Origin of the sequence: Streptomyces sp. NPDC015139 (assembly GCF_043079785.1) — a bacterium.
In the GTDB taxonomy this organism is placed as follows: Bacteria; Actinomycetota; Actinomycetes; order Streptomycetales; family Streptomycetaceae; genus Streptomyces; species Streptomyces albidocamelliae.
Genome location: NZ_JBIBUW010000008.1, coordinates 162,371 through 176,491, shown reverse-complemented (window position 1 = coordinate 176,491; position 14,121 = coordinate 162,371). Strand labels below are relative to the sequence as shown.

The 14,121-nt window shown below is 74.0% G+C and carries 17 protein-coding genes; 11 read left to right on the top strand and 6 right to left on the bottom strand.

Annotation, left to right across the window (positions count from 1 at the left end; genetic code table 11):
- Positions 1 to 124: 124 nt before the first annotated feature.
- Positions 125 to 1,051 carry an SDR family oxidoreductase gene (locus tag ACF08B_RS22910; protein WP_392319068.1) on the bottom strand — a complete coding sequence of 309 codons (927 nt, stop codon included), beginning with the start codon at positions 1,049 to 1,051 and terminating at the stop codon, positions 125 to 127.
- 86 nt (positions 1,052 to 1,137) lie between these two features.
- Between ACF08B_RS22910 and ACF08B_RS22905 the strand changes: the two genes are divergently transcribed.
- From ACF08B_RS22905 to ACF08B_RS22875, 7 genes are all read left to right on the top strand, one after another.
- Positions 1,138 to 1,716 carry a TetR/AcrR family transcriptional regulator gene (locus ACF08B_RS22905; protein WP_392319067.1) on the top strand — a complete coding sequence of 193 codons (579 nt, stop codon included), beginning with the start codon at positions 1,138 to 1,140 and terminating at the stop codon, positions 1,714 to 1,716.
- A gap of 114 nt (positions 1,717 to 1,830) precedes the next feature.
- On the top strand, positions 1,831 to 2,322 hold the full coding sequence (locus tag ACF08B_RS22900) for an SRPBCC family protein (RefSeq protein ID WP_392319066.1): 492 nt from the start codon (positions 1,831 to 1,833) through the stop codon (positions 2,320 to 2,322).
- A complete protein-coding gene (locus ACF08B_RS22895) occupies positions 2,315 to 3,934 on the top strand; it encodes a phytoene desaturase family protein (protein WP_392319065.1) in 1,620 nt (539 codons plus the stop codon). Before ACF08B_RS22900 ends, ACF08B_RS22895 begins: the two co-directional genes overlap by 8 nt.
- 115 nt (positions 3,935 to 4,049) lie before the next feature.
- Positions 4,050 to 4,502: a hypothetical protein gene (locus ACF08B_RS22890; protein WP_392319064.1), complete on the top strand. Its 453-nt coding sequence runs from the start codon at positions 4,050 to 4,052 to the stop codon at positions 4,500 to 4,502.
- 74 nt (positions 4,503 to 4,576) lie between these two features.
- Complete coding sequence (locus tag ACF08B_RS22885; RefSeq protein ID WP_392319063.1) at positions 4,577 to 5,458, top strand: SDR family oxidoreductase; 882 nt, start codon at positions 4,577 to 4,579, stop codon at positions 5,456 to 5,458.
- Positions 5,459 to 5,511: 53 nt separating this feature from the next.
- Entirely contained in the window at positions 5,512 to 5,745 is a 234-nt protein-coding gene (locus ACF08B_RS22880; RefSeq protein WP_392319062.1) for a DUF2945 domain-containing protein, read from the top strand.
- Positions 5,746 to 5,775: 30 nt separating this feature from the next.
- The gene (locus ACF08B_RS22875; protein ID WP_392319061.1) at positions 5,776 to 6,264 is read left to right on the top strand and encodes an MSMEG_6728 family protein; all 489 of its coding nucleotides are present in this window, start codon (positions 5,776 to 5,778) and stop codon (positions 6,262 to 6,264) included.
- 13 nt (positions 6,265 to 6,277) lie between these two features.
- On the opposite strand, the gene ACF08B_RS22870 is transcribed toward ACF08B_RS22875, so the two are convergent.
- The 3 genes from ACF08B_RS22870 to ACF08B_RS22860 form a co-directional block, all read right to left on the bottom strand.
- Complete coding sequence (locus ACF08B_RS22870; protein WP_392319060.1) at positions 6,278 to 7,111, bottom strand: cytochrome c oxidase assembly protein; 834 nt, start codon at positions 7,109 to 7,111, stop codon at positions 6,278 to 6,280.
- Positions 7,111 to 7,638, bottom strand: a complete 528-nt coding sequence (locus ACF08B_RS22865) for a DUF2243 domain-containing protein (protein ID WP_392319255.1) — start codon at positions 7,636 to 7,638, stop codon at positions 7,111 to 7,113. Before ACF08B_RS22865 ends, ACF08B_RS22870 begins: the two co-directional genes overlap by 1 nt.
- Before the next feature lie 128 nt (positions 7,639 to 7,766).
- Entirely contained in the window at positions 7,767 to 8,633 is an 867-nt protein-coding gene (locus tag ACF08B_RS22860; RefSeq protein WP_392319059.1) for an alpha/beta fold hydrolase, read from the bottom strand.
- Positions 8,634 to 8,786: 153 nt separating this feature from the next.
- On the opposite strand from ACF08B_RS22860, the gene ACF08B_RS22855 reads away from it, so the two are divergent.
- The 3 genes from ACF08B_RS22855 to ACF08B_RS22845 all read left to right on the top strand — a co-directional run bounded on the left by ACF08B_RS22855 (position 8,787) and on the right by ACF08B_RS22845 (position 10,573).
- Entirely contained in the window at positions 8,787 to 9,038 is a 252-nt protein-coding gene (locus ACF08B_RS22855; protein ID WP_392319058.1) for a hypothetical protein, read from the top strand.
- Positions 9,039 to 9,175: 137 nt separating this feature from the next.
- Positions 9,176 to 9,601, top strand: coding sequence for a DUF6003 family protein (locus ACF08B_RS22850; RefSeq protein ID WP_392319057.1), 426 nt, complete (start codon positions 9,176 to 9,178; stop codon positions 9,599 to 9,601).
- Positions 9,602 to 9,652: 51 nt separating this feature from the next.
- Entirely contained in the window at positions 9,653 to 10,573 is a 921-nt protein-coding gene (locus tag ACF08B_RS22845; protein ID WP_392319056.1) for a GNAT family N-acetyltransferase, read from the top strand.
- A gap of 30 nt (positions 10,574 to 10,603) precedes the next feature.
- Here the strand turns inward: ACF08B_RS22845 and ACF08B_RS22840 are convergent, their stop codons facing one another.
- Positions 10,604 to 11,395 (bottom strand): SDR family NAD(P)-dependent oxidoreductase, encoded by a 792-nt coding sequence (locus tag ACF08B_RS22840; protein WP_392319055.1) that lies wholly within the window; start codon positions 11,393 to 11,395, stop codon positions 10,604 to 10,606.
- A gap of 104 nt (positions 11,396 to 11,499) precedes the next feature.
- On the opposite strand from ACF08B_RS22840, the gene ACF08B_RS22835 reads away from it, so the two are divergent.
- Positions 11,500 to 12,099, top strand: coding sequence for a TetR/AcrR family transcriptional regulator (locus ACF08B_RS22835; RefSeq protein WP_073895670.1), 600 nt, complete (start codon positions 11,500 to 11,502; stop codon positions 12,097 to 12,099).
- A gap of 36 nt (positions 12,100 to 12,135) precedes the next feature.
- On the opposite strand, the gene ACF08B_RS22830 is transcribed toward ACF08B_RS22835, so the two are convergent.
- Positions 12,136 to 14,052 carry a glycoside hydrolase family 5 protein gene (locus ACF08B_RS22830; RefSeq protein ID WP_392319054.1) on the bottom strand — a complete coding sequence of 639 codons (1,917 nt, stop codon included), beginning with the start codon at positions 14,050 to 14,052 and terminating at the stop codon, positions 12,136 to 12,138.
- Positions 14,053 to 14,121: the final 69 nt, after the last annotated feature.

Genomic DNA, 14,121 nt, shown 5'->3' with positions numbered 1-14,121 from the left:
AGCGGTAAGCGTGTCGGGGCCCCCGCCGGCTCCGAGGCTGCCCACCGCCCGGTGGACGCGGCTGCGTCGTCGACGGTCGTTCGGTGCCGCACGCCTTCCGTGGCGGAGCGGGCCCTCCCGTCGGTCAGGCGCCCGTGGTGGCGGGTGCCCGGAAGTAGTGGCCCGCGTCGAGGTCGGCCAGGAGGCCCGGGCGGGTCGGCTCCCAGCCCAGGAGCTCGCGGGTCAGCCTGCCGGACACCGGGACGTCGGTGCCCAGGAAGCCGCTCAGCCAGGTGAAGTGCTCCGGCGCGGCCTCCGGGGTCACGGAGGCGACCGGCAGGCCGAGGTGACGCCCGATCACCTCGGCGACGTCACGGATCGCCACACCCTCCTCGGCCACCGCGTGCAGCACCGATCCGGCGGGCGCCTTCTCGACGGCGAGGGGGAACAACCGGGCGGCGTCGAGACGGTGGACGGCCGGCCAGCGGTTGGCGTCGTCGCCGATGTAGCCGGACACCCCCTTGGCGCGGGCGATCGCGACCAGGGCCGCCATGAAGCCGTGGTCGCCCTCGCCGTGGCACGTGGGAGAGAGCCGCACCACGGAGGAACGCACGCCCCTTGAGGCGAGGTCGAGCGCCGCCTGCGCGGTGGCCGACCGGATCGAGACGGGTGAGCCGTCGACGGTCGGCCGGTCCCGCTCGGTCGCCACCCGCCCCGGCACGAGGCCGACCACGCCGGAGGCGATGACGAGGGGGCGGTCTGTGCCGGCGAGAGCCTCCCCGAAGACGTCCACGGCCCGGCGGTCGGCCTCGGCGGCGCCCTGGAAGTCGCCGGTGAAGGCGATGTCGTGCTTGAAGGCGAGATGGATCACGCCGTCCGACGCGGCGGCCGCGCCCCGCAGGACGTCCAGATCGTCGACGGTGCCGCGGACCACCTCCGCCCCGGCCGCGGTGAGCGCGGCGGCGGAGGTGTCGGAGCGGGCCAGCCCGACGACCCGGTGGCCCGCGCCGATGAGCTGGGGAACGACGGCGGATCCGATCCAGCCGGACGCGCCGGTCACGAAAATGCGCATGGGAAAGCTCCCGGACCATTCGATGTCAGTTACTGTCATCGACCCTACCCCTGATGTCAGGCACTGTCATCGCGTACGATCGGCCCATGGGCAGATGGGAGCCGAACGCGCGGGGGCGCCTGGCGGAAGCGGCGTTGGAGCTCTACAGCGAGCACGGGTACGAACAGACCACCGTGGCGGAGATCGCCAAGCGGGCCGGCCTGACCGAGCGCACCTTCTTCCGGCACTACGCCGACAAGCGCGAGGTGCTCTTCGCCGGCTCGGGTGAGCTGCAGGACCTCTTCGTGCGGGCGGTGGCCGACGCTCCGGAGGGGGCGGCACCGGTCGACGCGCTGGCGGCGGGCCTCGACGCGGTCTCCGGGGCGTTCGCCGACCGGTGGGAGCACGCGCGCCGACGGCACGCCGTGGTCGTGGCCAACCCGGAACTCCAGGAGCGCGAGCTGATCAAACTCGCCTCGATGTCGGCCGCGGTCGCCGGCGCCCTGCGTGGCCGCGGGGTCACCGAGCCGGCCGCGAGCCTCGCCGCCGAGGCGGGGGTGGCCGTGTTCAAGGTCGGCTTCGAACGCTGGATCGCGGCGGCCCAAGAGGGGGAGATGGCGAGCCTGCTGCGGGCGTCACTCGCCGAGCTGAAGGCGGTGACGGCCGGACACGGGGCCGGCCACTGACGCTGCCGCTCGGCCTCCCCGGCCCCGACCAGGGCCGGTTGCGCGGGTTGGGGCGAGGGTGTCCGGGGCACTCGGCCGGGGTTCCGACCCGAGCCCGTGAGACCGGAGGCGTTCGTGGCCGTACGTCATCGCCTGATCAAAGCCAGCCCCGCAGCGGTGTGGGAGGTCCTCGCCGACGGCAGCAGGTACTCGGAATGGGTGGTGGGCACGTCGTCCGCGTCCCCCAGGCTCGGCCGGTGGCCGGAGCGGGAGGCGTCGATCGGCTACCAGGTACGGCTCGGCCCGTTCCGGGTGGGCAACGAGACCGTCGTACGGCACTGCGAGGAGGGCTCCCTCCTGGAACTGGAGGCCCACGCGGGCATCCTCGGCACGGCCCGCATCGCGATCGAACTGCGCGAGTGGGGCGAGCACTGCCTGGTCATCGTCGACGAACACCCCCTCCAGGGGGCCGGCGGGGCCCTGCACAACGTCGGCTTCGAAGCGCTGATACAGCTGCGCCACCGCGCCATGCTCGCCCGCCTCGCCAGAGCGTGCGAGGACGGGGAACGCGACCGGGGGCGGGCCGCCCGGCGCCTGCCGCGCAGCGGAGGGGCCCGCCATGCCTGACGCCGTGGTGATCGGGGCGGGCCCCAACGGACTCGTGGCAGCGAACCTGCTGGCCGACGCCGGATGGAGCGTCCAGGTCCTGGAGGAGCAGCCGGAGCCGGGCGGCGCGGTCCGCCACGACCGGGGTGTCGACCCGGACTTCGTCAACGACCTCTTCAGCTCCTTCTACCCGCTGGCGGCCGCCTCCCCGATCCTGTCCGCGCTCCGCCTTCAGGACCACGGGCTGCGCTGGAGCCACGCGCCGCACGTGCTGGCGCATCCCCTGAGCGACGGCCGGTGCGCCGTCCTGGACCGGCACATCGACACCACCGCCGACTCGCTGGAGGCGTTCGCGCCCGGCGACGGAGCGGCCTGGCGGCGCCTGTGGGACCTGTGGGACACCATCCGCTCGGATCTGCTGGGCGCCCTGTTCACCCCGTTCCCGCCGGTCCGGGCGACCACCCGGCTGGCCCTGAGACTGCGGGCCGCGGGCGGTCTGCGCACCGCACGCTCCCTGGTCCTGCCGGTGCGCCGGCTGGGCGAGGAGGAGTTCCGCGGCGAGGGCGGCCGGCTGCTGCTGGCGGGCAACGCGCTGCACGCGGACCTGACCCCCGAGTCGGCGGGCAGCGGTGGTTTCGGCTGGCTGATGTCGATGCTCGGACAGACGTACGGCTTCCCCGTGCCGGTCGGCGGCTCCGGCGCCCTCACCGAGGCGCTGGTGCGGCGTCTGGCCGCGCACGGGGGAGAGGTGCGCTGCGGGCAGCGCGTGGCCGCCGTCGCCGTACGCGACGGACGGGCCGTGGGGGTGCGGACCGCCGGCGGGGAGACGGTGCCCGCCCGCAGGGCCGTGCTCGCCGACGTGGCCGTACCCGTCCTCTACCGCGAACTCGTCGGACCCGAGCACGTGCCGGCGCAACTCATGGAGGACCTGCGGCGCTTCCAGTGGGACTTCGCCACCTACAAGGTCGACTGGGCACTGGACGGGCCGGTGCCGTGGCAGGCCGAGCAGGCCCGCCGGGCCGGGACCGTCCACCTGGCCGACGGCATGGACGAGCTGACCCGCTTCGCCGCGCAGATCGCCATGCACCAGGTACCCGACCGCCCCTTCGCCCTGTTCGGCCAGATGACCCTGTCCGACCCCGCCCGTTCCCCCCGGGGCACCGAGTCCGCCTGGGCCTACACCCATGTCCCGCACGACATCCGGTCGGACGCCGGTGACGAGGGCATCACCGGCGACTGGGGACCCACGGACCGGGAGCGCATGGCGGACCGCGTCGAACGGCAGGTCGAGCGGTTCGCCCCCGGGTTCCGCTCCCGCATCCGCGCCCGCCGCGTCCTCGCCCCGCCCACCCTCCAGGAACTGGACGCCAACCTCCGCGGCGGCGCCATCAACGGCGGTACGACCGCCATGCACCAGCAGCTCGTCTTCCGGCCGGTACCCGGCACCGGCCGCCCGGAGACTCCGGTGGCGGGACTCTTCCTGGCCTCGGCCGGCGCGCACCCGGGCGGCGGTGTGCACGGTGCCCCGGGCGCCAACGCCGCCCGCGCCGCACTGCGCGCGCACCGGGCACCCGGACTGGTCCGCGCCCAGCGTCTGCTCAGCCGCCGCGACCGGACCGGGCACCCGGTCTGACCGGCCGTTCCGGCCGGCGCATCCGGACATCCGACACAGCGAGAAGAGGTGCACAGAGGCGGTACGCACCGAGTCCCACGGGCCGGTACCCCGGCCACCGCACCAAGGGAGCGCCATGAGCGAGCACCAGGACGGACCCGACCGCCGGCACCGGCGGCCCGACGGCGTCAGCGACAAGACCGTCGAGGCCCTCGGATCCCTGTCCAAGGCACTGGAGACCACCGAGCGGGCCCGCGGCCATCTCTACAGCTTCCACCAGCTGACCGGCGGAGCCGACCTGGAACTGGACCGGGCGGTACGACTGCTGAGGGAGGCCGGCCATCCCGAGTGGGCCGACAAGGTCCAGTCCGAGATCCTCGGCCGCAACGTCGTCCCCGGCCACTGGACGTTCCAGATCGTCGAGGCCTACGACGACACCTACTACCGGCCGTTCCGCGAACTCGAACGCAGCGCGGTCGACGAACTCGCCCAGGGCCGGGACCACCTGTACGAGGCGGAGATGAAGGAAGCCCGCCGTACCGCCGGTCATCCGGACCACTCGGCGCTGCCCGGCGCCACCGAGTGGTGAACCGTGCCGGACGCCCGCCTCCGCGGGCACGCCCGGTGACCGGTGACCGGTCCGCAGGACAGAAAGGCCCTCCCGTGCGCAGCAGCCCCCTGAAGAACCGGACGGTCGTGGTGACCGGTGCCGCACGCGGCATCGGTGCCGCGCTCGCCCGCGAGCTGGCGGCGCGGGGAGCCGGCACGGCACTCCTCGGCCACGAGAAGGACCTCCTGGAGGAGGTCGCCGCGAGCCTTCCCGCGCCCGCCCTGGCACTCGGCGCCGACGTGACCGACCTGCCCGCGCTGGAGGCGGCCGCGCGCGAGGTGCGCGCCCGGCTCGGTCCGCCGTCGGCGGTGATCGCCAACGCGGGCATCGCGGAGGCGGGCCCGTTCGACGCGACCGACCCCGCCGACTGGCGGCGGGTGATCGACGTCAACCTCACCGGCAGCGCGCAGACGGCGCGGGTGTTCCTGCCCGACCTGTACGCCACCGCGGGCTACTACCTCCAGGTCGCCTCCCTCGCCTCCCTCGGCGCCGCCCCGTTAATGAGCGCCTACTGCGCCTCCAAGGCCGGCGTGGAGGCCTTCGCGCACGCGCTGCGGGCCGAGGTCGCCCACCGGGGTGTCGGCGTGGGCATCGCCTACGTCAACTGGACCGACACCGACATGGTGCGCGACGGTGACCGGCAGGCCGCACTGCGTGAACTCCGCGCCCACATGCCGCCCCCCGCCCGGCGGGTGTACAGCGCCGAGACCGTCGTCGGTCGTCTCGTACGCGGGCTGGAACGCCGGCGCACCGCCGTGTACGCGCCGCCGTGGCTGCGTCTGGTGCAACCGGTACGGGCGGTGCTGCCCCCACTGGTCCTGCGCCTGTCCCGCCGTGAACTGGCCCGGCTGGAAGCCGGGGAACCGCTCGTCCCCACCGGGCTGCTCGGCGCCGGGGGCGAGGCCGACCGCGCGGCGACGGGACGCGCCACCTGACCCCCCTGCCCCGTCCGGGGCCGGGGAGACATCGGGCAAGGAAGGAAGACACCATGGCCAAGAAGTCACAGCGCACGTCGGGCGACACGTTCCGCAAGGGCGACAAGGTGGCCTGGAACAGCCACGGTTCGACCGCCGAAGGAAAGGTCGAGCGCAAGATCACCAAGCGCACCGAGGCCGCCGGGCGCGAGGTCGACGCCTCCCCCGAGGAGCCGCAGTACGAGGTGCGCAGCGACAAGTCCGGCAACACCGCCGTGCACAAGCCCTCCGCCCTGCGCCGGCGGTGAACCCCACGACACCCAGGTAGGACGGCCACCATGCAGACGTTCCTGCCCGATCCCGACTTCCGGCGCTCCGCACTGCTTCTGGACCGCCGCCGCCTGGGCAAACAGCGGGTCGAGGCCCTCCAGGTCCTGCGCGGACTGACCGTGCCGGGATACGGCTGGCGCAGACACCCGGCCGTGCGCATGTGGAGCGGGTACGAGGAGGCACTGGTCCGGTACGGCCTGGAGGTCTGCCGGGTGTGGCGGGAGCAGGGCCACCAGGACAGCTGTGCCGCCTCGCTGGTCGCCGGGTTCGCCCACAGCCGCCCGGGCTCGCCCGTGCGCGGGCAGGACGACCTGGCGGCCGCGGGTGAGCTGCCGCCCTGGCTCGGCGACGAGGGCTTCCACCGCAGTCACCAGTCCGCGCTCGTCCGCAAGGACCGCGACGTCTACGCCGACGAATTCCCCGGCGTGCCGGACGATCTGCCGTACGTGTGGCCCGGATCCGACCGGGAACGCGGGGAGGCCACCGTGGACGGCTGACCGGCACGCGGCCTCAGGCCCGTGCCGGGTCGCGGGCGGCCCGCGGCCCGGCTGCCGGGCGCGCGCGGGGCGCGGGGCGCCAGGTGGTGACCAGGGCCGCGGCGAGGAGGAGTTCGGCGATGTCACCCCCGTAGTACATGATCTCCGCGCCGCCCTGTACCTCGGGGACCGGAGCGTGGACGTCGACCCAGAAGCCGCCGTACATCAGCTGCGCGACGACCGAGTGCACGGCGATGGCGCAGCCGAGGAGGACGAGCCGGGTCCGGACGCCCGGACGGCCCGGAGCCGGGTCCGGCCCGGCGACGGCATGGGCGAACAGGCAGCCCGACAGCAGGAAATGGACGTGCAGCAGCCAGTGGCCGGCCGGACGGTCCATGGCGGCGTTGTAGAGCGGGGTGAAGTACAGGACCGCGAGACTGCCCGTCGACAGCACCAGGCCGACGGCCGGGTGGGCGAGGAACCGGGCCGGGCGGCCGTGCAGGACGCCGGTCAGCCGGCGCGCTCGGGGCGCAGGCAGCACCCGCAGCAGCAGGGTGACCGGAGCGCCCAGCACCAGGGCGAGCGGGGCGTACATCCCGATGAGCAGATGCTGCGCCATGTGCCCGCGGAAGTCGCCGTGCGCCCACGGCGCCACGGGCGGCAGCAGCGCGACGGCCAGCAGGAACAGCCCGGACAGGAAGCAGGCGGTACGCCGGCGGCTCCAGCCCCGCACCGGGTTCCGCAGCCGCGCGAGCCGGGCCAGGTACAGATAGCCGGCGGCCCAGAGCAGCAGGACCAGGGCGGCCAGCACCGACTCCAGCGGGGCGCCGCCCGTGGGGTGGTGCATGTGCGGGGTGCCCGGATGCATCAGGCGGTCCGTCCGGTACCGCCGGCCACCGGTCCGGCGGGTCGCCCCCCGCGCGCGAGGAACCGGCCGCCCGCGACGAGCAGCGCCCCGAGGACGAGGAAGCCGATGTCCCACCACACCTGGTGGGGTCCGCCGCGGACGTGGTGGATGCCCAGGATCTGGTGGTCGAGGACGCCTTCGACCAGGTTGAAGACGCCCCAGCCGACCAGGATCCAGCCCCACAGGACCCGCGAGGTCCACACCTGGCGCCGTCCGGCCGTCACCCGGGAGTACAGGATCGCGAGGCCGGTGAGCACGGCGATCCAGCACACGGTGTGGAAGACACCGTCCCACACGGTGTTCATCCGCAGACCGGAGACGGTGTGCGGGTCGTAGTACCGCACCCCGATGCGGTCGTGGTTGGTGCTGGTGAGCATGTGGTGCCACTGGAGAAGCTGATGCAGGAGGATGCCGTCCGCGAAGCCCCCGAGCCCCACCCCCAGCACGATCCCCGGTGACCGCAGACTCGTCGGCGTGCTCTCCACCATGGTTCCGCTCACGCTGGTCGCCCTGCCCCTCTTCTTCGTCGAAGTCGGCCGTCCTCAAGAGGAATTACCAGTTCCCCGCCCCCACCGCCGCAGCATCCTCGGCCATATGCCGACGGGGCCGGGCGTCCTCACCCGGCTTCCGCGAAGAAGTCGCCCAGCGCGGACGCGAGTTCCCCGGGGGCCTGTTCGGCCACGTGGTGCCCGGAGTCGATGCCATGGCCGCGGACGTCGACGGCCCAGCGCCGCCAGATGGCGACCGGGTCGCCGTACAGCTCCTCCAGGTCGTCCCGCTCGGACCACAGGACCAGGGCCGGACACCGGATCCGCGCCCCTGCGGCCCGGTCCGCCTCCTCGTGCCGCCGGTCGATCGTCAGGCCGGCCCGGTAGTCCTCCAGCATGGCCCGGACGACCCGGGGGTCGCGGACGGCCTGCCGCCACTCGGCGTGGTTCTCCCGCCCCATGGTCCGCGGATCGCCGCGGTACCAGCTGTCCGGATCGGCGTTGATGACGCGCTCGGGGACGTCCGGCTGGGCGAAGAAGAACCAGTGCCACCACCGTGTGGCGAACTCCGCCGTGATCCGGGAGAGGTGCTCGCTCAGCGGCAGGCAGTCGATCAGGGCCACCCGGGACACCGCGCCGGGATGGTCCAGCGCCAGCCGGAGCGCCACCGGGCCCCCGCGGTCGTGGCCGGCGAGCGCGAACCGGTCGTGGCCGAGCTCGCGCAGCACGGCTACGACATCGCCGGCGACGGCGCGTTTGGCGTACCCCGCGTGGTCGGGCGCCGGCTCCGGGCCCCGGGACCTGCCGTAGCCCCGCAGGTCGGGACAGACGACGGTGAAGCCGCGGCGGACGAGGAGCGGGGCGACCCGGTGCCAGGTCGCCGACGTCCGCGGATGTCCGTGCAGCAGTACCACCGGCGGACCCTCGCCGCCGTGGCGCACGAAGATCGACGCGCCGTCCGTCCGTACCCACCCGGCCTCGAACCCCTCGAACACGAACCGGCCCTCCGTCCTGTCTGCCCCGCACACCGCGACGCGACGCCTCGGCTCGCGTGGCACCGCCCGGCGAGGGGTACCCCGTCCGGCGTAGAGCGCACCGGTCCGGGCGGCGGCGCCGGTGCCCGAGCCTCGGGCGAAGGGCGGCCGACCATGTCCGGGAACCACGCCGACCCCGCCGGCGACGCGGTCGACCTCCACTTCATCGGCAACGCGACCGTCCTGCTGCGCCACGGCCCGCTGACCCCCGTGCACCACCACGACTACACGGTGATGCGCTCGCCGCTGTCCGCGTTCCTGAACGAGGCGGACAGGATCGGCCTGGGCGACCGGATCGTGCACTGTGGCCACGGCGGACACGCCACGCTTCCGGCCGCTCCCGGAGCGGTGCCGGTGGTCCGCTGACCGCGCGACGCGCCGGTGCGCCGAGGGCGGTGGCACCGGTGGGCCGTACCCCGGCACGGACGGGGTATGCGGGACGGCGACGGACCGACGAGTTGTGCCGCGGCGACGCGCCGACGAAATGTGACGAGGAGTCGCTGATGACCGATGACGCCTACCTGTTCCTCGTGGAGGACCCGGACTCGCCGCTGGGCGTCCCGGTGCCCGCCCTGAGCGAACTGTCGTGCATGGAGACGGCCTCGGTGCGGGCCTGGCTGCACGCCCAGGGTGCGCCGGCCACCTCCCCGTGCCTGCGGGTGGTGGCCCCCGAGGACACGGACGACATCCCCGGCGACGCGGAGCGGCTGCCCGTTCCGCTGAGCGACGAGGAGCTGAGCCGGCTGCGCCACCGCAGGGCCCCGGAGACGGTCGCCGCCGTGGAGAACGATCTGCTCGCCTACCGGGACTGCGCCGACGGCCGCGACGAACTGCTCGCACGGGCCCTGGCCGCCGGTGTCACACCGCACCGGATCGCCCGGCTCACCGGCGAGGATCTCGCCGCGGTGACGGCCGCCGCCCACCGCTGACGCACCTCGGTACGGTCGACAGGGCGGCCGGGATGACGGAGGGTTCACCTCATGTCCGATCTGCAGGAGCGGCTGCCACGCGGCTACCGGGCCCGGCCGGCGGGCCCGGCCGACGCGCACACCGTCCAGCGCCTGGTCACCGCCTGCGAGCGGGACCTGCACGGCCGCGCGGTGACCGACTTCGACCGCATCGCCGCCGATCTCGGCGTGCCGGACACGGATCCGGCCGCCGAGGCGGTGCTCGTACACGACGCCGGCGGCGAACCGGCCGGCTGGGGCTGGGTGAAGGGGCGCCGGGCCCGGATCGACGTCCACCCCGGGCACCGGGCGCGGGGTCTCGGCGGCGCGCTGCTCGACTGGGCGGAGGTACGCGCCCGGTGCCTGGGGAACGACCGCCTGTCCCAGTCGGTCCCGGACAGCGACTCCGGGGCGAGCGCGCTGCTGCGGGCCGGAGGCTACTTCCCGCTCGTCACCGAGTGGCTGCTGGAGATCGGCCTGGCCGCCGGTGCGGCGGTGCCCGGGCCACCGTCGGGAATCACGCTGCGGCCCTTCCGGCCCGGTGACGAACAGGCGGCGTACCAGGTCACGGAGGACGCGTTCGACGAATGGCAGCAGCGGCGCAAGAGCTATCCCGAGTGGGCCCGGCTCACCGTAGAACGCGCGACGTTCGCACCGGCCGCGTCACCGCTGGCCTTCGCGGACGGCGAGCTGGTCGGCGTCGTGCTGTGCGAGGACGATCCCGGCAGCGACGAGGGATACGTCGAGCGGGTCGCGGTACGGCGGGACCAACGCGGCCGGGGGATCGCCCGCGCGCTGTTGCACGAGGCGTTCCGCACCTTCCACGACCGGGGGAAGCGGTCCTGCACGCTGTGGACCCACACCGACACCGGCGCGCTCGCGCTCTACGAGGGGATCGGCATGACGGTGCGGCGCAGCTCCACGGTCTACAGCAAGGCGCTCATCGTGGTGTGACCCGGCCTGACCAGCCGTCGGCATCGGCCGTCAGCGGCTCGCGCGCTGGGCGGCCACGATCGTGTCCACGGTCCGGTCCGCACCGGCGAGCCGCTGCACACGCTCCGCGAATCCGGGGAACTGCGACGCGACCTTCGTGAGGAACCGCAACTCCAGCGGCGCCACGTTGAGTTCGGCGACGTCCCGCTCGATCGCCCGTGCCACGCCCCTGACCACGCGGTCCGGCGACACGGTGCGGACGCCGCCCGGCGTCGGTGAGCCCGTCTTCGCGAACATCCCCAGGTCGCGCACGAATCCCGGCTGCACGATCGAGACGCCGACCCCCGTGCCGTGCAGATCCTGGCGGAAGGCCAGCGAGAAGCCGCGGAGTCCGAACTTCGAGGCGTTGTACATGGTCGACGACTTGGTGGCGGCCATGCCCGACAGAGATCCGACGAAGCAGATGTGCCCGCGTCCGGCGGCGACCATCGAGGGCGCCAGCAGCCGGGCGAGGACCGCGGGGGCCCGCAGGTTCACCGCGAACGCCCGGTCGATCTGCTCCGGGGTGTAGTCCAGCACGTCGCCGCTGGACGGGAGGGCCGCGTTGGCGACGAGTATGTCCGTGCCGGCCGCCTCCTCGGCGAGGCGCCGCACGTCGTCGGGGTCGGCCAGGTCGGCCAGGACCGTGCGCGCGCCGTACCGCTCTGCGAGGGGTTCGAGAGCCTCCTTGCGGCGCCCGGTGAGTATCAGACGCGCGCCGCGGTCCGACAGCCCGGCGGCGAGTGCGCTTCCGATGCCCCCGGTGACTCCGGTGAGCAGAACTGTTGCCCCGGCAATGTGCACGGCCATCCTCCATGTCTGTTCGTTCGAACGAACAATATGCAGGGCGGGCGGAGCTGTCCACCGGTCCGTCGGGGCGGCCGGGTGCTGATGGAACAATGAGCGGCATGCAGAACGCCGCCCTCGCCGCCCCGACGCGCCAGCGCATTATCCAAGCCGTGCTGCGGATCATCGGTGAGGACGGAGTCGCGGCGGTCACCAACCGGCGGATCGCCAAGGAAGCCGGAGTGTCACTGGGTTCGGTCACCTACCACTTCGAGACCCAGCACGACCTGTTGCGGGAGAGCCTGCTGCACTTCGTGCGCGAAGAGGCGCGGCACTTCACCGAGTTGGCCGACCAGTGCCAGACGGAGGGCATCGCCATCGAGGACGCCGCCTCCCTGGCCGGCCAGGTCGCCTGCGGCACGGTGTTCGACAGCGCCCATCTCGCCCCCTTCGAGCTGTACATCCACTCGGGGCGCGACGAGCGGCTCCGGGAGGCGGCGGCCGAGGCGTTCCATGCCTACGACCGCCTCGCCACCCGGATCCTCACCGCGCTCGGCGTCCCGGACGCGGAACGCCTGGCGGCCACCACGGTCGCCCTGGTGATGGGCCTGCAGCTGCGGCGGCTGGCCACGGGCAGCCCCGCCGACGACCTGGTCGACGCCCTGCTGCTGCTCGTCCGCGGGGCCGGCGACCGGCTGCCCGGCCAGGACCGGCCGGCGTGACGGCGACGGCGCGGCCCCGGCCCGGTCGCCGCCGCGTCAGGGCAGCCGGCGGCACAGCAGTGCGTCGGGGCCAGGCCTGCTGCCGAACCTCGTGGTGAAGGCGATGCCGGCGGCGTACTCGTCGGCTGCGCACTGCCCCTTGTAGTCGCCCTGGGCGAAGTCGCCGCCCGCCGCGTCGGCGGGCCGGTTGTCCGACCGGTCGAACCACACGGTGCGCCCCGCACCCGCCAGGGGAGCGCGGCCGGGCACGCACAGCGCCGCCGACACGCGCTCGCCGCGCACGCTGTAGCCGGCGAGGAAGCCGCCCGCGGGGCACTGGAGCTTGGTGTACCCGGAGGCCCAGTCGCCGCCGGAGGGAACGTGGCGTTCGTCGGTGACGACCGTCTGGCCGCCGGTGGGGGAGCGGAGGTCGTCCGTGCCGCTGTCGGTGCACAGGCCGCGGCCACGGGTGTGGCTGAGGCCGACGAGCCGCAGTCCGTCCGGGCAGGCGGCCTTGTGCGCCCCCGGGTCCCAGTCGCCCGTGGCGCGGACGCGCAGGGACTCCACCGCGTCACCGTGGTCGACGGCGAGCATCCGCCACACGGGTACGGGGGCCACGGGGCCGGTCCTGCCCGCGGTCTCCCCGAGGTGCCGCCAGGCCGCACCGCGCCAGTCGTCCGCGTCGAGGACGCCGGAGCGGTGACCGGCGCCGTCGTAGCGCAGCAGCGCCCAGTCGTCATGTCCCGCGTGGCCCACCAGCGGCCAGTAGGCGAAGTCGGTGTCGTGGTCGGCGAAGTAGTCGGTGATGTTCGTGAACCAGGTGCGGGCAGCCTGGTTCGTCTCACCGGAGCCGATGCCGAACTCGCTGATCCAGACGGGCGCGGTGTAGTGCCGGCCGGTCTCCTCGACGAAGAACGCCTCGTCCTCCAGGGTCGCGTACAGCTGGTCGCGGTTCAGGTCCTGGTAGCGGGCGTCGTGGGTCTCGCCGATGCCGGTGGCGCCGCTGTGGTGGGGGCCGGTGTAGCCGTAGAAATGGGCCGAGTAGACCAGCTTGTGGGCGTCGACCAGGGTGTGGGACAGGGTGCGGGCGGGCGTGAGGACGGGCCTGCCGTGGGGGAGTCCGTCCACGGGGATGCCGGTCCAGTTGATGCCTTCGACGACGATGAGCAGCCTGGGGTCGGCCTCGGTGAGGATGCGGTCGCCGGCCTCCTGGGCCGCGGCGTACCAGTCGTGGGCGTCGCCCATGCCCCAGTTCGGGTCGTCCAGCACGTCGCGCCGGACCTCGTTGTAGAGGTCGGCGCCGACGACGCGGGGCACGCCGGCGTAGCGCCGGGCCATGTAGACCCAGTCGTCGGCCCACGTCCGCGTGGACTGGCCGCTGTTCCACCGTTCGTTGCCGTCGACGCCGCAGCACCAGCGCGAGGTGTTGGTGTGGTTGTTGAGGATCACGGCGAACCCGCTCCGGTCGAGCGCCTCGACCACGGCGTCGTAGACCTCCAGCGGCGTCCTGCCGCGGAGTCGGGGGTTGGCGGCCACGGCGGCGTCGGGGACGGGTGTGGTGCTGTGGATCATCTCGTTGGAGAACGGCAGGCGGACGGTGTTGATGCCCAACTCGTGGAAGTCGGTCATCAGTTGCGGCAGAGAGACACGGTCGAGACCGAGGGGTATGCCGTGGGAGTCCTGGCCCGCGTGGTGGTTGGCGGGGTCCGAGGCGCTGCCACTGCCGGTCCAGGACCCCTGTGCGCCGTCCCAGTTGGCCGCCCTCAGCCGGAAGCGGTCGCCCCGGCTGTCGACGATGTAGCGGCCCCGGGTCGACAGGGGCGCCGACCAGGTGCCGGGGTCCGACGCCGCGGCGGTGTGCGCGGCGCGGGCGGGTGGTGACGGTGCGGCGCCCGCCGTGGTGGCGGTGGCGGCGACGAGCACGAGTCCCGCGGCTGTACAGGCCAGGCGGAGGCCGGCAGGTGCGATCGGCATAAGGGCAGCCCTCGGACGTGGGGGTGGGGGAGCGCACGGTGGCCGGAGGGGCGGTGCGGCCCCCGGCTG